The sequence below is a fragment of the Pseudomonas sp. IAC-BECa141 genome (assembly GCF_020544405.1).
GTDB lineage: Bacteria > Pseudomonadota > Gammaproteobacteria > Pseudomonadales > Pseudomonadaceae > Aquipseudomonas.
The window spans coordinates 3,615,925-3,633,254 of the sequence record NZ_CP065410.1; the positions used below are offsets into that span (position 1 = coordinate 3,615,925).

The window sequence follows — 17,330 nt, forward strand, 5'->3', positions numbered from 1 at the left end:
CCACGAACTGAATCCTGCGCGTTACACACGGTGTTTCATTCTCGAAACACGGCGCTGACACAGTCGTTTGAGTGAACTAACCGCCTGTCTGACATTTCAATCGCCATACATACTTTTAGAAACACTACGGATAGCATGCGCGCCGCATTTCCTATTGGCATACCAGCTGACCAAAGAGTCAGTAAAACCAGGAATACCCCACAAACTTAACAAACCTTGCAGAGAACTAAGTTGCGCGACGATTTTGCAATCAAACAGGTCACCGGCCTGGAGTGTATTCATCTGTCCACGACAGAACGCTTTCAACTCGACTGTTTTATCGCCCACTACATCAAGACTCGAAACCTGCGTGACGTACCCGATATCGACCGTATCCTGCGCGCCACCCTCGAAAACTACCCCTGCCACCCGCCGGTGATGGTCAACGAGCTGAATGCCTGGATCGACAAGACTTTGGGTTATCGGGCCTCCCACCCCGATTTCACGCAGCTGGAAGATCTTTGATGAAACGAAAAAGCCCCGCGATCGCGGGGCTTTTTCGTTGTGGCGTTCAGGGTTTCAGCGGGCGTTCCTGATCACGGTCGGACAACTCTCGGCTGTCGTCATGCTTCCAGGTCTGCTCCTTGTGTTTCTCCCGCTCGATCTCTTCTTCACTCGGTTCATCATCTTCTTCGGGACGTTTCTGCTCGGTTGCCATGTTCACCTCGCTAATCAAATTCATCCATTAAGCGTAGAACACCCGCAACTTATAGCCACCAGCGCAATAGAAAGAAGAACGCCATGCTCAACAGCATGCTGAGTAACGTATTGCGTGTGTAGATCACCAGGCCGATTGCCACGAGTGAACTCAGCAGATAAGGGTTATCCCACTGCAGATTCAGTTGTTTGTCCGGCATGAATACAATCGGCCCGCAAATCGCGGTCAACATGCCCGGCACGGCAAAACCGAGAAACTGCCGTGCGTTGCTGCTCAGACGCACCGGCAAGCGCGGTTCGAGAAACACGTAACGGTTCAGGAACACCAGAATCCCCATGCCGATAATCACTGCCCAGACCATCATGTGCGCTCCCGATACAACTTGTTGCAGATAAACCCGGCAGTCATACCCGCCAGTCCCGACAGCACCAGCGCCGAGCCCCACTGCCAATAACTGAACAGTACCGAGCAGAACAGCGACACCGCCACGCAAACCACTGTCGGTACATTGCGCACAACCGGGGTGATCAGGGCGATGAAAGTTGCGGCAATCGAGAAGTCCAGCCCCAGGTGTTCAAGCCCCGGAATGCTGCTGCCAAGCACGATGCCGGCCAGAGTGAAGAGGTTCCAGGCGATGTAGAACGTCAGACCGACGCCCAACGCGTACCAGCGATTGAACTGCTGGCGGTCGTGCTGACTGGTCAGGGCGAACAGTTCATCGGTGAGCAAAAAGCCCAGGCCGATGCGCCAGCGCCCCGGCAACGGCGAAATCACGTGGCGCATGCTCATGCCGTAGAGCAAATGCTGCGACGTCAGCAGCAAGGTCGTCAGCAGAATCGAAAAAATCCCCGCGCCACCCTTGAGCATGCCGATCGCCACCAATTGTGCCGCGCCGGCGAACACGATGCTCGACAGGCCCTGCCCTTGCAGCGGCGTGAGGTTGGCTTCGATCGCCATGGAACCGGCCAGCAGCCCCCAGGGCGCGGTGGCCAGGGATAACGGCATGATCGCCGCGGCTCCGCGAAGAAAGGCACTGCGCGGCATTAATGAGTCAGACATAACACTCTTCAACCGTGAGACAAGACCCCGGACTCTGCCAACAAACGCCCGTGGATGGCTTGAACAATCTTGCGCAGTTGGCGCAAAACCTTCCTTCTGGCAGCCGTTTACCGGCGTAACATGGCAACCATTCACACACGCGTCAGGGAGACGACATGCTGTATCGAATAGCCGGCGACGGGCTGGTGCTGTTTCATTTGCTGTTCATTCTGTTCGTGCTGTTCGGCGGGCTGCTGGTGCTCAAGTGGCCACGATTGATCTGGCTGCACTTGCCGGCGGCGGCCTGGGGCGTGGCGGTCGAGGTATTGCACCTGACCTGTCCACTGACCTATTGGGAAAACCTGATGCGCCACGCTGCCGGGCAGACCGAGTACGCCGGCGGTTTCATCGAACATTACGTGTGGCCGATCATCTACCCGGCCGGGCTGACACCGCAGATTCAGCTGGTACTGGGCAGCGTGGTGCTGATGGTCAACCTGCTGGTCTACGGGCGTCTGATTCGCCGCTGGAAACTTGGACGCGCCGCGCGCATTCCGTTTTAACGCGCTTTCAAGGTTTCCAGCCAGGCCGGATCGAGGCGCGGCTGATCGGTGTCCAGGCCGAGCGCCCCCATCCGCGCCTTGTGTTCTTCGACTTCCCGGTGCAATTGCGCGTGATCGCTGGAGTTGCCGTCCAGCTCATGCATCTGGGTCAGGCCCAGGTGATAGAAACGCAGCACCTTCATCGCCACCGGATCGCCCTTCTCCACCGCCGCCGTCACCTGATGCATCACGTTGGTGACACTCATCAGGCTGCGCTTGAGCCGCCAGCCGTACACCGCCGGGGCCATCCAGGTCTGATTCCAGAAACGCCCGCGCAGCAACGCCGCCGTCAGCAGGAATGCGCCAAACACCCCGCCGACATTGAATCGCAGGTTATCCCCGCCCGGCTCGCCGAACAGTGCCACTGCCGCAGTCGAAAACACCATCGCCAGCACCAGAAACAGCACCGCGATGATCAGCGTGCTGCGCCGGGTCTGCTGGCGATAAGTGACGGCATCGATCGGTTGAATCTCGAACATCGCGACAGGCTTCCATGGCTTGAGTTAAAAAGAGGCTGCGCATTATCGCCTCTGAGGCGGATTTAGCTATGCTGGAGCGCCTTTTCATCTTTTCAACGTCCAACGGGGACATGGCGATACCACGCAGATCGTGCCATCTTCATTCATGGATACACACTATTCGGATGCCATTGGCCATGTCGGCAATGACATCGTTTTAAGGATCACTGCATGACCCAACGACACGTAATCAATGCCTCGGTCAGCCCGAAAGGCAGCCTCGAAACCCTTTCCCAACGTGAAGTTCAGCAACTGAGCCAGGCCGGAACCGGCAGCACCTACACCCTCTTTCGCCAGTGCGCCCTGGCCATCCTCAACACCGGCGCGCATGTCGACAACGCAAAAACCATCCTTGAAGCCTACAAAGACTTCGAAATCCGCATCCATCAGCAGGATCGCGGTGTACGCCTGGAACTGCTGAACGCCCCGGCCGACGCCTTCGTCGACGGCGAAATGATCGCCAGCACCCGGGAAATGCTGTTCAGCGCCCTGCGCGACATCGTCTACACCGAAAACGAACTCGATGCCCTGAGCATTGACCTCAGCACCTCCCAGGGCATCAGCGACTACGTCTTCCACTTGCTGCGCAACGCGCGCACCTTGCGTCCGGGCGTCGAGCCGAAAATCGTCGTGTGCTGGGGCGGCCACTCGATCAACACCGAAGAATACAAATACACCAAGAAAGTCGGCCACGAACTGGGCCTGCGCAGCCTCGACATCTGCACCGGCTGCGGCCCGGGCGTGATGAAAGGTCCGATGAAAGGCGCGACCATTGCCCACGCCAAACAGCGTATTCACGGCGGCCGCTACCTGGGCCTGACGGAGCCGGGCATCATCGCCGCCGAAGCGCCGAACCCGATCGTCAACGAGCTGGTGATCCTGCCGGACATCGAAAAACGTCTGGAAGCCTTCGTCCGCGTCGGCCACGGCATCATCATCTTCCCGGGCGGCGCCGGCACCGCCGAAGAATTCCTGTACCTGCTGGGCATCCTGATGCACCCGGACAACGCCGGCCTGCCGTTCCCGGTGATCCTGACCGGGCCGAAACATGCCGCGCCATACCTGGAACAGCTCGACGCTTTCGTCACGGCGACCCTCGGCGAAGCAGCGAAGAAGCACTACGAAATCATCATCGACGACCCGGCCGAAGTGGCGCGGCAGATGACCGCGGGCCTCAAGGCCGTGAAGCAGTTCCGCCGCGAACGTGCCGACGCGTTCCACTTCAACTGGTTGCTCAAGATCGACGAGGGCTTCCAGCGCCCGTTCGACCCGACCCACGAAAACATGGCCAACCTCAAGCTGCACCGCGACCAGCCGCCCCATGAACTGGCAGCCAACCTGCGCCGCGCGTTCTCCGGGATCGTCGCCGGCAACGTCAAGGACAAGGGCATTCGCCTGATTGAGGAACACGGCCCGTACCAGATCCGTGGCGACGCCGCGATCATGCAGCCGCTCGATCTGCTGCTCAAAGCCTTCGTCGCCCAGCACCGAATGAAACTGCCGGGCGGCGCGGCGTATGTGCCGTGCTATCGCGTGGTGTCCTGACACCATCAATGCATAAGCCTGGAGCCCCATTCTTCAGGCCATCCCCTAACACTGTGGGAGCGGGCTTGCCCGCGAAGGGGCCATTGAATTCAACATCATTGTTGACTGACAGATCGCTTTCGCGAGCAAGCCCGCTCCCACAAAAAGAGTGTGAACCATGGATCACATCAACCACATCCTGATCGTCGACGATGACCGCGAGATCCGCGAGCTGGTCGGCAATTACCTGACCAAGAACGGCCTGCGCAGCACCGTGGTCGCCGATGGCCGGCAGATGCGCAGTTTTCTGGAAGCCAACACGGTCGACCTGATCGTGCTCGACATCATGCTCCCCGGCGATGACGGGCTGGTGCTGTGCCGCGAGTTGCGCGCCGGCAAGCACAAGGCGATCCCGGTCCTGATGCTCACCGCCCGCGACGACCAGACCGACCGCATCCTCGGCCTGGAAATGGGCGCCGACGATTACCTGACCAAACCCTTCGCCGCCCGCGAACTGCTGGCGCGGATCAACGCTGTGCTGCGCCGCACGCGAATGCTGCCACCCAATCTGCTGATCACCGAAACCGGGCGCCTGCTGGCGTTCGGCCGTTGGCGCCTGGACACCACCGCCCGTCATTTGCTCGATGAAGACGACACCATGGTCGCCCTCAGCGGCGCCGAGTATCGCCTGCTCCGGGTGTTTCTCGACCATCCGCAACGGGTGCTCAGCCGCGACCAGTTGCTCAACCTGACCCAGGGCCGCGACGCCGACCTGTTCGACCGCTCCATCGATTTGCTGGTCAGTCGCCTGCGCCAGCGTCTGCTGGACGACTCCCGCGAGCCGACTTACATCAAGACTGTGCGCAACGAGGGTTATGTTTTCTCCTTCGCCGTAGAGATGCTCGCCGAATCCTGATGGATTTGTATCGCTCTGTATAAATTCGCCACGCAGATACGTAACCCGTGTTTTCGGGCCGCAACACCACATACCAGCGATACACCCTCGCGTTTGAATGAACCCACCAGAAAGCACTGGCTCACTCATCTCAGACGCAAGGAGAAACACCATGTTGAAGTCCTCGAAATCCCTGGTACTCGCCATCAGTCTGCTCGGCGGCCTGGCCCTGGCCGACCTGGCGTCCGCCAGCTCCCAGCCGCTGGTCGCCGAATACGGCTCGGAAAACCTGCAGAAAGATCGCGTTGCCGAAGGTGGCGCGGATCGCTTGCAGGAACTGCGTGAGCGCGTGGCTGAAGGGGGTGCGGACCGTTTGCAGGAGTTGCGCGAACGTGTCGCCGAAGGGGGTGCGGATCGTTTGCAGGAACTGCGCGAACGTTCGACTCGCAGCGTGCTGGTCGCCGAGAACCGTCCCGAGTTCGGTTCCAAGTACCAGCGTTACTGATCGTTTAGACCCGCCGTTGTCGATTCCTGCCGGGGGCGCTCAGCCCCCGCAGCGTTCACTACCGAACCGCCTTGTTCTCTGACACAAAAGCCCCGCTGTTTCCCCACGACAGCCGTCGTGGCGCGTACTAAGCTGCGCGATTGATTTGTTCAGGGACGATCCATGAAACGATTTGCCGCCTGTCTGCTGTCCGTGCTGGCCCTGACGGCCAGCGCGGCGGATCTGCAACTGCTTACCGACAACCACCCGCCCCTGCATTTCATGCAAGGCAATCAACTCGCAGGATTCGGGGTGGACGTGGTACAGGCCTTGGCGACCCAGACCGGCGATCGCATCCACCTGCAACAAGTCCCGTTGCTCCGCGCCCTGCGCGTGGCCAGCGATACCCCCGACACCGGCGTATTCACCGTGCTGCGGACCGACGACCGTGACGATCGCTATCAATGGGTCGGGCCGCTGATCGAAGTCGAAACCGCGCTGTACGCCCGCGACAATCTCCAGCCTCCCGTGCACAGTCTGCGTGAAGCCGATCATCTGGGCCGGATCACCGTGCCGCGCAAATGGCTGGTCTACAGCTATCTGCAAGGGCAAGACCTGAACAACCTCTACGGCGTGGAAACCCCGGAGCAGATGATGCGGCTGTTCAGCCTGGGGCGTACCGATTTCGTGGTCTCCGATACCTGGTCCAAGGCTGCCCTGGCCCGCGAACAAGGCATCGAGCCGGCGCGCTTGCAGTACCAGATCCCGTTGATGAAACAGAACACCTACATTGCCTTTTCGCCGCAGACCGATCCGAAACAGGTCGCACGCTGGCAGCAGGCGCTGGATACGCTGCGGGTCGATGGTCGTCTGGAGCAGATGCGCCAGCGTTGGCTGAGCAATACCCTACCGCGCTGATCAGGCATCAACGCCTTCGATAACGACTATGCGCAAGGGTGTTTTCACATTAAATCTCTCCAGCACTAGAGTGGGCCCCATCTTCTCCCCACTCCCTGGAGCAACATCATGAAAGACATCATCGCACTTGGCTTCATCGTTTCCCTGATCGGCGCCACCTCCGCCATCGCTGCCCCACACGCCAGCACTCCGGTTGTCGCGGCTGCGACCGTTGGCCAGTCCGGCACCCTGAACGTCGACACTGTCGGCATCGATGCCGAACACAAAGGCAACCTCAACCTGCAACAAAATGCCGAACAGACCAAACTGTACGTCGCGGAAAACCGTCCGGAATTCGGTTCCAAATATCAGCGCTACTGAGTAACCGGTTTGAGCTGCCAGAAACAGGAAACCCCGCCGAAGCGGGGTTTCTTGCATTCGGGCATCAGCGCAACAGTCGCGCGGCCAGTGCCTTGGCCTGCGCTGCCACATCGGTCACGGCAGTACTTTCCCACCACATGCCGCGCAACGGCGGGCCCATGGCGAACAAGCGGTTCGAGACCCGACCCTCTTCATCCAGCACAGCGCCGTCCACCGCCGCCGCAATGCCCAGCGCCAACGGCCCCGGACGAACCAGACCGCGCGCCAACAATTGCTGCGGCAAAGGTCGCGCGACCCGGCGCCAGTCGTATTCGATGCCGCTGGAATTGATCAATGCCGCGCCCTGCACCACGCGGGTATCAGCCTCGCCGCGAGGGCGAACGCGGATACTCACCCCGTCGCCCGACGCCGACTCAAGTCCTTTGTAAGACGCCGCATGAATGCGCAATCGCCCTTCCCGGTGCAGACGCTCGACCAGTTCCGCACTCAGCGGCGGTGAACGATGGTGATGACTTTCCCACCACGGCCGCATATGACGTACAAACTGACGCCGCTGCACATCGCTGGCCTGGCTCCACAACCGACCGATGTGCGCACGTACGGTGTCCAGCGGTGCCTGCCAGTCGATGCCTTGTGCGATGGCGTCGCGACAATGCCGGCGCAATTCGCGCAACAACTGGCGTGGCGTGCAGATGCTGTGATCTTCAGCGAGGAAGTCCACCCATGCGGGCGGTTGTCGACGGACATGGGGCAGCAACCCATGCCGGGAAAACACCTCGATCGGCCCGCGATGCCCGGCCTGCTCCAGCGACACCACGGCATCGACCATGGTCAGGCCGGAGCCGATGATCAGTACCGTCGACTGCGGATCAAGCTGGCGCATGGCCGCGACATCCCACGGATCCAGCGCCGCTGCATTAAGGCCGCTGGACTCCTTTTGCGGTGTGCGGGCCGCCGGGAACATCCCGGTCGCCAACACTGCAAAAGCGCCGTGCAGTTGCTGACCGTCATTCAAGGTGAGCTGCACGGAATCGCTGGAGGCCTGAACATCGACCACTTCGGCGCGCACATGCTCGACCGTCGCCCCCTGTTGCGCGCCCACCTGCTGCGCTTCGGCAAGACGCTGTTGCACGTACACACCGAACAGCCCCCGCGGTGGAAACAGTTCGCTGACCGGCACATGTTGCTGATCCGACTCCGGCCAACCGCCGCCGGCGATGTGATCGGTCAGCCACTGAGTCAGGTCATCGGCATTGTCCGGATCGACGCTCATCCGGGCTGCGTTGCCGTTGAGCGTATGGCCCAGCTCCACCGCACTGTACGCTTCGCCCCGGCCCAACTCGGCCCGGGGCTCGATCACCAGGATTTTTCTGCGACCCGGCAAACGCAGTAATTGCACCGCCAGCATCGTGCCGCTCAGGCCGCCGCCGACAATTAGAATGTCGGCGTGACGCAGGGCGGTCGTATCGGATCGAGTCATGCCGGTCTCGCAACTGAGGATAGGCTCGGGCCAGTGTCATTCAGACGCCGCGAGGACGTCTAGACGGACGCGACTTTTTTCTCCTGCCGACGCGATCCGCTGTCGGGTTCTGTGTCAGTCAGATCACCACATTGCGCACGAAACGCGCCGCCACTTCCCCATCGTTGCGATAGGTGTGCGGCTGATTGCTGGCGAACATGAAAAACTCCCCGGCTGCAATCTGTTGGGGTTGGTCGCCGAGCATCAGCGTCAGGCAGCCCTCGAACACGAAAATCTGTTCGCTCCAGCCTTCGGCGTCCGGCTGCGAAGGATAGATCTCGCCGGGTTGCAGGCACCATTCCCACTGTTCCACTGCACGGGTGGCGCTGGCCTTGGACAGCAAAACGGCTTTGCTACCGGGGATGCTGCCAGCCCAGGCCAGTTCATTGATACGGCCGGGATCGCGATTGTCCGGGGCCTGGATCAGATCGCTGAAGGCTACTTCGAGGGCTTCGGCGACGCGGTCGAGGGTGGTCAGGCTGACATTCTTTTCGCCGGCCTCGATGGCCACCAGCATCCGCCGGCTGACCCCGGACTTTTCCGCGAGGGCCGTCTGGCTCATCTCGGCGGCGTGGCGCAGGCGCCGGACATTCTGGCTGACGTGTTGCAGGACCGAAGCCCGTTGAATGGAATCTCTGTGCACTATATTGCTCACTGGCTGGGACTGGGCAGTATACTGCGCAACATTTGGCGCATTGTGCGTCTCTTCCTAAACAGTGCGCAAGGTCATGACGTCAGCCAACTCCTCCCAAACTCCCCTGCGGTTTCACCGGTTCAGCAAAGCCGAGTGCGTGCTGGTGCTGATCACCATGCTCTGGGGCGGCACCTTCCTGCTGGTGCAGCACGCCATGACGGTCAGCGGCCCGATGTTTTTCGTCGGTCTGCGCTTTGCCGCCGCCGCGAGCATCGTGGCGTTGTTCTCGTGGAAACACCTGCGTGAACTGACCCTGTTCGAACTCAAGGCCGGTGCCTTTATCGGCGTGGCGATCATGCTCGGTTATGGCTTGCAGACCGTTGGTCTGCAGAGCATTCCCAGCAGCCAGTCGGCGTTCATCACCGCGCTGTATGTGCCGTTCGTGCCACTGCTGCAATGGCTGGTGCTCGGTCGGCGCCCGGGTTTGATGCCGAGCATCGGCATCATGCTGGCGTTTGCCGGGCTGATGCTGCTTTCCGGGCCATCCGGGGCTTCACTGAATTTCAGCCCCGGTGAAATCGCCACGCTGATCAGCGCCATCGCGATAGCGGCCGAAATCATCCTGATCAGCAACTATGCCGGGCAGGTCGATGTGCGCCGCGTAACCGTGGTGCAACTGGCGACGACTTCGGTGCTGTCGTTCTTGATGGTGGTGCCGACCGGTGAGGCGATTCCGGATTTTTCGTGGCTGTTGCTGAGCACCGCCCTGGGGCTGGGCGCGATGAGTGCGGCGATTCAGGTGGCGATGAACTGGGCGCAGAAAAGCGTTTCGCCCACCCGGGCGACCTTGATCTACGCCGGTGAGCCGGTGTGGGCCGGGATCGTTGGGCGTATCGCGGGTGAGCGTCTGCCAGCGATTGCATTGGTGGGTGCGGGGCTGATCGTGGCGGCAGTGATCGTCAGCGAATTGAAGACCAAAGGCAAAGAGACACAAACGGTCACGGAAGAATTGGAGCACGAGACCGAAGGCTAAACGCGGGTTTTACGGCTACTTTGTAGGATTCAGAGACATCCTCGCGTTTGGCGATCCGGGAGCTGGCACGTATGATGCTTCACAAACTTCCGCAGATTAGAAGCCTATGTCCCTGATAGTTCTACTGCTTCTGCCTTTTCTGGGCAGTTGTCTGGCAGCCGTGCTGCCGCACAACGCACGTAACGCCGAATCCCTGCTGGCAGGTCTGGTCGCGTTGATCGGCACTGTCTCGGTCGCGATGCTGTACCCGCAGATCGCTCATGGCGGCGTAATTCGCGAAGAATTCACATGGCTGCCCAGCCTGGGCCTGAACTTCGTTCTGCGCATGGACGGCTTCGCCTGGCTGTTCTCAATGCTGGTGCTGGGCATCGGCACCCTCGTTTCCCTATATGCCCGTTATTACATGTCGCCGGACGATCCGGTGCCGCGTTTCTTCGCATTCTTTCTGGCGTTCATGGGCGCCATGCTCGGGCTGGTGATCTCCGGCAACCTGATCCAGATTGTGTTCTTCTGGGAACTGACCAGCCTCTTCTCGTTCCTGCTGATCGGCTACTGGCACCACCGCCACGACGCGCGCCGTGGTGCGTACATGGCGTTGATGGTCACCGGCGCCGGGGGATTGTGCCTGCTGGCGGGGGTCATGATCCTCGGCCATGTCGTCGGCAGCTATGACCTGGACAAGGTCCTGGCCGCCAGCGATCTGATTCGCGCACATGCCCTCTACCCTATCCTGCTTCCCCTCATTCTTATCGGCGCCCTCAGCAAAAGCGCCCAGTTCCCCTTCCACTTCTGGTTGCCGCACGCGATGGCGGCGCCAACACCGGTTTCGGCGTACCTGCACTCGGCGACCATGGTCAAGGCCGGTGTTTTCCTGCTGGCACGGTTGTGGCCGTCACTGTCCGGCAGCGAAGAATGGTTTTATATCGTCAGCGGCGCAGGCGCCGCCACGCTGCTGCTCGGCGCGTATTGCGCGATGTTCCAGAACGACCTCAAGGGTTTGCTGGCCTATTCGACCATCAGCCACCTCGGCCTGATCACGCTGCTGCTGGGCCTGAACAGTCCCCTGGCCGCCGTGGCCGCGGTGTTCCACATTCTCAACCACGCGACCTTCAAGGCTTCGCTGTTCATGGCCGCCGGGATCATCGACCACGAAAGCGGCACCCGCGACATCCGCAAGCTCAATGGTCTGTTCAAGCTGATTCCGTTTACCGCCACTCTGGCCATGGTCGCCAGTGCATCCATGGCCGGCGTTCCACTGCTCAACGGTTTCCTGTCGAAAGAAATGTTCTTCGCCGAAACCGTGTTCATCAATGCCACGGCGTGGGTTGAAACCAGCCTGCCGATCGTCGCGACCATCGCCGGCATGTTCAGCGTGGCCTACTCGCTGCGCTTCACCGTTGATGTGTTCTTCGGCCCGACTGCCACCGACTTGCCGCATACGCCGCACGAGCCGCCACGCTGGATGCGGGCGCCGGTTGAACTGCTGGTATTTACCTGTCTGTTGGTGGGCATTTTCCCGGCTCAAATCGTCGGGCCGCTGCTCGCCGCTGCGGCATTGCCAGTGGTGGGTGGCGAGCTGCCGCAATACAGTCTGGCGATCTGGCACGGTCTCAATGCACCGATGATCATGAGCCTGATCGCCATGTCCGGCGGCATCGTGCTGTATCTACTGCTGCGCAATCAGCTCAAGCGCGGGCGCTTCAAATACCCGCCATTGGCCGGACGCTTCAACGGCAAGCGAATGTTCGAGCGCAGTCTGGTGGCGATGATGCGCCTGGCCCGGCGGCTGGAGCGGCGGATCGGCACCAAGCGTCTGCAAACCCAGCTATTCCTGATGGTATTGGCGGCAGTGCTGGCCGGCCTGATCCCGATGCTGCACAGCAGCCTGAGCTGGGGCGACCGGCCGAAGATCCCGGGCTCGATCGTTTTCGTGACCCTGTGGCTGCTGGCAATCGCCTGTGCTCTCGGCGCCGCCTGGCAGGCCAAGTATCACCGGCTCGCCGCCCTGACCATGGTCAGCGTCTGCGGACTGATGACCTGCGTGACCTTCGTCTGGTTCTCGGCGCCGGATCTGGCCCTGACACAGCTGGTGGTCGAAGTGGTGACCACTGTACTGATCCTGCTCGGCCTGCGTTGGCTGCCACGGCGGATCGAAGAGGTTTCGCCGCTGCCGAGCAGCCTGCGCAAGGCGCGGGTGCGACGTCTGCGCGACTTGCTGCTGTCGATTGCCGTCGGCGGCGGCATGGCGCTGCTGTCCTATGCGATGCTGACCCGGCAGACGCCGAACGATATTTCCTCGTTTTACCTGAGCCGTGCCCTGCCCGAGGGCGGCGGCAGCAACGTGGTCAATGTGATGCTGGTGGATTTCCGTGGTTTCGACACCCTGGGCGAAATCACCGTGCTCGCCGCCGTGGCACTGACCGTATTCGCCCTGCTGCGTCGCTTCCGCCCACCGAAAGAAAGCCTGCAACTGCCGGCCCAGCAACGCCTGCTCGCCCCCGACGTGGTCACCGATCTGGTCAACCCGCGCTCGGCCAGCGACACCGCGCTCGGTTTCATGATGGTGCCGGCGGTGCTGGTGCGCCTGTTGCTGCCGATTGCGCTGGTGGTGTCGTTCTATCTGTTCATGCGCGGACACAACCAGCCGGGTGGCGGCTTCGTCGCCGGTCTGGTGATGTCGGTGGCGTTCATCCTGCAATACATGGTCGCCGGCACCCAGTGGGTCGAGGCGCAAATGAGCCTGCGGCCACTGCGCTGGATGGGCACCGGTCTGCTGTTCGCTACCGTTACCGGTCTTGGGGCGATGGCGGTCGGCTACCCGTTCCTGACCACCCACACCTGGCATTTCAGCGTGCCGCTGCTGGGTGACATCCATATCGCCAGCGCGCTGTTCTTCGATATCGGCGTCTACGCCGTGGTGGTCGGCTCGACCTTGCTGATCCTCACCGCCCTCGCCCACCAATCGGTCCGGGGCCACAAAACCGCTGCCGCAAAAGGAGCCGTCTGATGGAAGAAGTCATCGCAATCGCCATCGGCGTACTCGCCGCGTCCGGAGTGTGGCTGATCCTGCGACCACGGACGTTCCAGGTGGTGATGGGCCTGTGCCTGCTGTCTTACGGTGTCAATCTGTTCATCTTCAGCATGGGCAGCCTGTTCATCGGCAAGGAGCCGATCATCAAGGACGGCGTACCGCAGGACCTGCTCAATTACACCGACCCGCTGCCCCAGGCGCTGGTGCTGACGGCCATCGTCATCAGCTTCGCCATGACCGCATTGTTTCTGGTGGTGTTGCTAGCCTCACGGGGCCTGACCGGCACCGACCACGTTGACGGAAGGGAGCCCAAGGAATGACGGCGATGACTCACCTGATCGCCGCACCGATCCTGCTGCCGCTGCTGACCGCCGCCATCATGCTGATGCTCGGCGAAAAGCACCGTCCGCTGAAGGCGAAAATCAACCTGTTCTCCAGCCTCCTCGGCCTCGGTATTTCGGTGATGCTGTTGCAATGGACCCAGACCACCGGCGTGCCCGGCTCCATCGGCGTGTACCTGCCGGGCAACTGGCAGGTGCCGTTCGGCATTGTGCTGGTGGTCGATCGTCTGTCGGCATTGATGCTGGTGCTGACCGGGATCATCGGCGTCAGTGCCCTGCTGTTCGCCATGGCCCGCTGGGACGGCGCCGGGTCGAGCTTCCACGCGTTGTTCCAGATACAGCTGATGGGCCTGTACGGCGCGTTCCTGACGGCAGACCTGTTCAACCTGTTCGTGTTCTTCGAAGTATTGCTGGCCGCGTCCTACGGCCTGCTGCTTCACGGCTCGGGCCGGGCGCGGGTGTCGTCGGGGTTGCATTACATCTCGATCAATCTGCTGGCCTCGTCGCTGTTCCTGATTGGCGCGGCGTTGATCTACGGCGTGACCGGCACGCTGAACATGGCGGATCTGGCGTTGAAGATCCCTCTGGTGTCTGAGGCCGACCGTGGCCTGCTGCACGCCGGCGCGGGGATTCTGGCCGTGGCCTTCCTGGCCAAGGCCGGCATGTGGCCGCTGAACTTCTGGCTGGTGCCGGCCTATTCCTCGGCCAGCGCGCCGGTGGCAGCCATGTTCGCGATCATGACCAAGGTCGGCGTCTACACCTTGCTGCGCCTGTGGACGCTGCTGTTCTCCGGCCAAGCGGGCGCTTCGGCTTACTTCGGCGGTGACTGGCTGATCTACGGCGGCATGGCCACCATGGCCGGCGCAGGCGTGGCGATCATTGCCGCGCAACGCCTGGAACGCATGGCCAGTCTGAGCATTCTGGTGTCGGCGGGGATTTTGCTGTCGGCCGTGGGTTTCGCCCAGCCGAACCTGATCGGCGCAGCGCTGTTCTATCTGGTCAGCTCGACCCTGGCGTTGAGCGCGCTATTCCTGCTGGCCGAATTGATCGAACGCTCGCGTACCGCCATCGAAGTTCCACTGGAAGACGAAAACGAGCTGCTCCCACGTCCGCAGCAATGGCAACGACCGGTCAAGGGCATCAACCTCGACGACGATCAGAAAGCGGTAGTCGGTCAGGTGATCCCGTGGACCATGGCCTTCCTCGGTCTAAGCTTCATTGCCTGCGCGCTGCTGATTATCGGCATGCCACCGCTGTCCGGGTTCATCGGCAAGCTGAGCCTGATCGGCGCCCTGCTCAATCCGCTTGGCCTCGGCGCTGGCGAACCGATTTCGAATGCCGCCTGGGCGTTGCTGGCCCTGCTTATCCTGACCGGACTCGGCTCGCTGATGGCGTTCTCGCGGCTGGGGATCCAGCGCTTCTGGTCACCAGAAGAACGACCATCGCCGCTGCTGCGCAAACTGGAATGCACGCCGATTTTCCTGCTGCTCGGCCTGTGCATCGCGCTGACCTTCAAGGCTGAACCGCTGCTGCGTTACACGCAGGCGGCGGCCGATGCCCTGAACAATCCGCAGCAATACGTGATGGCGGTGCTCGGCACCCGCGCCGTGCCGAGCCCGGAAGCCAAGGCCGCACTGCTGGAGGTGCAACCATGAAGCGTCTGTTTCCTGCTCCGTGGTTGTCGCTGGCGCTGTGGCTGCTGTGGCTGGTGCTGAACCTGTCGGTCAGCCCGGGCAACCTGCTGCTGGGTGCCGTACTTGGTTTCTGTGCCCCGCTGATGATGCGCAAACTGCGCCCGCAACGGATTCACATCCGCCGCCCGGGCACGATTCTGCGCTTGTTTCTGCTGGTCGGGCGTGACGTGATCGTCTCGAACCTGCAAGTGGCCTGGGGCGTACTCAACGCCGGCCGCCGGCCGCTTCGTTCACGCTTCATCAAGGTGCCGCTGGACCTGCGCGATGCCAACGGTCTGGCGGCGCTGTCGATGATCTGTACGGTGGTGCCCGGCACGGTGTGGTCGGAACTGGCGCTCGATCGCAGCATTCTCTTGTTGCACGTCTGGGATCTGGATGACGAGGCGCAATTCATCCAGCACTTCAAGGTCACTTACGAGCAGCCGTTGATGGAGATTTTCGAATGAGTCCGCTGCTGTCGAACGCGATTCTGCTGACGCTGTTCCTGTTTTCCCTGGCGATGGTCCTCACACTCGTACGCCTGTTCAAAGGCCCGTCGGCGCAGGACCGGGTACTGGCGCTGGATTACCTGTACATCGTCGCCATGCTGATGATGCTGACCCTGGGGATCCGCTATTCCAGTGACACCTACTTCGAAGCGGCGCTGCTGATCGCGCTGTTCGGCTTCGTCGGCTCGTTTGCCCTGGCGAAATTCCTCCTGCGTGGCGAGGTGATCGAATGAACGCTGAACTGTCTCTGTGGGTGGAAATCCCGGTGGCGATCCTGCTGGTCCTCAGCGGCGTGTTCGCCCTGATCGGCGCAACCGGACTGCTGCGGATGAAGGACTACTTTCAACGCATGCACCCACCGGCGCTGGCCTCGACACTCGGCGCGTGGTGCGTGGCACTGGCATCGATCATCTGTTTCTCCGCGCTCAAGTCCGGGCCGGTGCTGCACGCATGGCTGATCCCGATTCTGCTGTCGATCACCGTACCGGTGACCACCTTGCTCCTGGCGCGGGCGGCGTTGTTCCGCAAGCGCATGGCCGGGGATGACGTGCCGGCCGAAGTCAGCAGCCGGCGCACTGACACCGGCAGCTAGATCCAGGCAACAGCCAAGAGCCCGGCTCCCAATATCAGACACAACGGCGAGTAAACCCAAGTGTCGAGCCGGGCAAACCGCGACCCCTTCACTTCCTTGAAAAAACCCACCAGCTCCGAATCGCCAATCGCCCTCGCAAACATCAGCAGCGCAATCGCGCTGATCACCCATTGCAGTGCCCAGTGATGCACGACGGGCAGCCACCATCCCACTCGCATGCATACCAGTGCGGCAATCAGTAGCAGGGCTGCCGCCACCACCAGCGTGATCCAGCCTGACGGCTTGAACGCCGGCCTGAGCGTCAGCCCGCCGCTGTCCACCGGAACCTGCGGCACCACGGCCACGGCCGCCCACTGCCCACCCATCGCCCAATACACATGCATCAGGCTGATTACCGCGAATATCGTCACCAGCCATTGAGCCAACACAAAGGTCATGGTCGAGAATCCTTTAAAGGGATTTGAACAAAACATCCTAGTCGGCATTTTTCCATGTGCACGACCGGTCGGCGGTGCGGTAAAGTGCCGCCCCATGAAATTCACCCGTACCGATCGCTCACTATTGGCCTGGATGCTCTATTGCTGCGTTCTGTTCAACGTGTTCGCCTGCAGCATCGGTCACGGACAAATGGTCGGCATGCAGCTCAACGGTATCGGCGGCCAGTTCTGCGCCGTCGACCCGAGCACCCAGGCGCCGCTCGCCTCGAATCCCGCCGAAGAAAAACTGCCGACGCTGGCCAAGGCCTTCGGCTGCCCGCTGTGCTCCACTGGCGGCATGGGTCCGGCGTTCAACTCCAGTCTGACCCTGGCTATCCTGCCGGAACAACACAGCCCGCCGCTGCCGGCCGTTGTCAGCGCTGACCTCCCTGCCCGCTTCATCTGGCCTTCGGCCAATCCCCGCGCCCCGCCGCTCGCCTGAGTGTCCTTGCCTTTTTGATTTGTCAGCCCACTGCGCCAACGCGC

At 61.5% G+C, this 17,330-nt stretch carries 22 protein-coding genes; 15 read left to right on the top strand and 7 right to left on the bottom strand.

The genetic code is table 11. The features are described 5' to 3' along the window. Window positions 1–231: 231 nt before the first annotated feature. A complete protein-coding gene (locus I5961_RS16320; RefSeq protein WP_085703624.1) occupies window positions 232–504 on the top strand; it encodes a hypothetical protein in 273 nt (90 codons plus the stop codon). Window positions 505–550: 46 nt separating this feature from the next. Here I5961_RS16320 and I5961_RS16325 read toward each other — a convergent pair whose 3' ends face one another. Genes I5961_RS16325 through I5961_RS16335 form a run of 3 tightly spaced genes read right to left on the bottom strand, consistent with a single transcriptional unit; the run spans window position 551 to window position 1,756 of the window. Continuing rightward, on the bottom strand, window positions 551–697 hold the full coding sequence (locus tag I5961_RS16325; RefSeq protein WP_007950514.1) for a hypothetical protein: 147 nt from the start codon (window positions 695–697) through the stop codon (window positions 551–553). 49 nt (window positions 698–746) lie between these two features. Continuing rightward, window positions 747–1,058, bottom strand: coding sequence for an AzlD domain-containing protein (locus I5961_RS16330; protein WP_166742327.1), 312 nt, complete (start codon window positions 1,056–1,058; stop codon window positions 747–749). After that, complete coding sequence (locus I5961_RS16335) at window positions 1,058–1,756, bottom strand: AzlC family ABC transporter permease (protein ID WP_045121617.1); 699 nt, start codon at window positions 1,754–1,756, stop codon at window positions 1,058–1,060. Before I5961_RS16335 ends, I5961_RS16330 begins: the two co-directional genes overlap by 1 nt. A gap of 155 nt (window positions 1,757–1,911) precedes the next feature. Between I5961_RS16335 and I5961_RS16340 the strand changes: the two genes are divergently transcribed. Further along, a complete protein-coding gene (locus I5961_RS16340) occupies window positions 1,912–2,298 on the top strand; it encodes a DUF2784 domain-containing protein (protein WP_227232843.1) in 387 nt (128 codons plus the stop codon). Here the strand turns inward: I5961_RS16340 and I5961_RS16345 are convergent. Then, entirely contained in the window at window positions 2,295–2,816 is a 522-nt protein-coding gene (locus I5961_RS16345; protein ID WP_227232844.1) for a DUF3087 domain-containing protein, read from the bottom strand. The two genes, I5961_RS16340 and I5961_RS16345, sit on opposite strands and share 4 nt — an antisense overlap. Window positions 2,817–3,026: 210 nt before the next feature. Between I5961_RS16345 and ppnN the strand changes: the two genes are divergently transcribed. The 5 genes from ppnN to I5961_RS16370 all read left to right on the top strand — a co-directional run bounded on the left by ppnN (window position 3,027) and on the right by I5961_RS16370 (window position 7,036). Beyond that, window positions 3,027–4,400: a nucleotide 5'-monophosphate nucleosidase PpnN gene (gene ppnN / locus I5961_RS16350; protein ID WP_007950520.1), complete on the top strand. Its 1,374-nt coding sequence runs from the start codon at window positions 3,027–3,029 to the stop codon at window positions 4,398–4,400. A 157-nt stretch (window positions 4,401–4,557) separates the two neighbouring features. Next, window positions 4,558–5,295, top strand: a complete 738-nt coding sequence (locus tag I5961_RS16355) for a response regulator (RefSeq protein ID WP_085698249.1) — start codon at window positions 4,558–4,560, stop codon at window positions 5,293–5,295. A 151-nt stretch (window positions 5,296–5,446) separates the two neighbouring features. Then, window positions 5,447–5,779, top strand: a complete 333-nt coding sequence (locus tag I5961_RS16360; protein WP_227232845.1) for a hypothetical protein — start codon at window positions 5,447–5,449, stop codon at window positions 5,777–5,779. A 162-nt stretch (window positions 5,780–5,941) separates the two neighbouring features. Next, window positions 5,942–6,676 carry a substrate-binding periplasmic protein gene (locus I5961_RS16365; RefSeq protein WP_227232846.1) on the top strand — a complete coding sequence of 245 codons (735 nt, stop codon included), beginning with the start codon at window positions 5,942–5,944 and terminating at the stop codon, window positions 6,674–6,676. Window positions 6,677–6,784: 108 nt separating this feature from the next. Further along, window positions 6,785–7,036 (top strand): hypothetical protein, encoded by a 252-nt coding sequence (locus I5961_RS16370; RefSeq protein ID WP_085698246.1) that lies wholly within the window; start codon window positions 6,785–6,787, stop codon window positions 7,034–7,036. A 64-nt stretch (window positions 7,037–7,100) separates the two neighbouring features. On the opposite strand, the gene I5961_RS16375 is transcribed toward I5961_RS16370, so the two are convergent. Beyond that, a complete protein-coding gene (locus I5961_RS16375; RefSeq protein WP_227232847.1) occupies window positions 7,101–8,516 on the bottom strand; it encodes an FAD/NAD(P)-binding protein in 1,416 nt (471 codons plus the stop codon). Window positions 8,517–8,634: 118 nt separating this feature from the next. Beyond that, window positions 8,635–9,198, bottom strand: a complete 564-nt coding sequence (locus tag I5961_RS16380) for a helix-turn-helix domain-containing protein (RefSeq protein WP_227232848.1) — start codon at window positions 9,196–9,198, stop codon at window positions 8,635–8,637. 85 nt (window positions 9,199–9,283) lie between these two features. On the opposite strand from I5961_RS16380, the gene I5961_RS16385 reads away from it, so the two are divergent. The 7 genes from I5961_RS16385 (at window position 9,284) to I5961_RS16415 (ending at window position 16,368) form a co-directional block, all read left to right on the top strand. Continuing rightward, window positions 9,284–10,222, top strand: a complete 939-nt coding sequence (locus tag I5961_RS16385; RefSeq protein WP_227232849.1) for a DMT family transporter — start codon at window positions 9,284–9,286, stop codon at window positions 10,220–10,222. Between the two features lie 106 nt (window positions 10,223–10,328). Next, entirely contained in the window at window positions 10,329–13,229 is a 2,901-nt protein-coding gene (locus I5961_RS16390; RefSeq protein ID WP_227232850.1) for a monovalent cation/H+ antiporter subunit A, read from the top strand. Further along, the gene (locus tag I5961_RS16395; protein ID WP_003192163.1) at window positions 13,229–13,573 is read left to right on the top strand and encodes a Na+/H+ antiporter subunit C; all 345 of its coding nucleotides are present in this window, start codon (window positions 13,229–13,231) and stop codon (window positions 13,571–13,573) included. The genes I5961_RS16390 and I5961_RS16395 overlap by 1 nt, the downstream gene beginning before the upstream one ends. Then, window positions 13,570–15,249: a monovalent cation/H+ antiporter subunit D gene (locus tag I5961_RS16400; protein WP_227232851.1), complete on the top strand. Its 1,680-nt coding sequence runs from the start codon at window positions 13,570–13,572 to the stop codon at window positions 15,247–15,249. The genes I5961_RS16395 and I5961_RS16400 overlap by 4 nt, the downstream gene beginning before the upstream one ends. Next, complete coding sequence (locus I5961_RS16405; protein WP_085698240.1) at window positions 15,246–15,734, top strand: Na+/H+ antiporter subunit E; 489 nt, start codon at window positions 15,246–15,248, stop codon at window positions 15,732–15,734. Before I5961_RS16400 ends, I5961_RS16405 begins: the two co-directional genes overlap by 4 nt. Further along, entirely contained in the window at window positions 15,731–16,009 is a 279-nt protein-coding gene (locus I5961_RS16410; RefSeq protein ID WP_007910754.1) for a K+/H+ antiporter subunit F, read from the top strand. The genes I5961_RS16405 and I5961_RS16410 overlap by 4 nt, the downstream gene beginning before the upstream one ends. Further along, window positions 16,006–16,368: a Na+/H+ antiporter subunit G gene (locus I5961_RS16415; RefSeq protein WP_227232852.1), complete on the top strand. Its 363-nt coding sequence runs from the start codon at window positions 16,006–16,008 to the stop codon at window positions 16,366–16,368. Before I5961_RS16410 ends, I5961_RS16415 begins: the two co-directional genes overlap by 4 nt. On the opposite strand, the gene I5961_RS16420 is transcribed toward I5961_RS16415, so the two are convergent. Continuing rightward, complete coding sequence (locus tag I5961_RS16420; RefSeq protein WP_085698239.1) at window positions 16,365–16,805, bottom strand: DUF3995 domain-containing protein; 441 nt, start codon at window positions 16,803–16,805, stop codon at window positions 16,365–16,367. The two genes, I5961_RS16415 and I5961_RS16420, sit on opposite strands and share 4 nt — an antisense overlap. Window positions 16,806–16,899: 94 nt before the next feature. Between I5961_RS16420 and I5961_RS16425 the strand changes: the two genes are divergently transcribed. Then, window positions 16,900–17,286 (top strand): DUF2946 domain-containing protein, encoded by a 387-nt coding sequence (locus I5961_RS16425; RefSeq protein ID WP_227232853.1) that lies wholly within the window; start codon window positions 16,900–16,902, stop codon window positions 17,284–17,286. Window positions 17,287–17,330 lie beyond the last annotated feature (44 nt).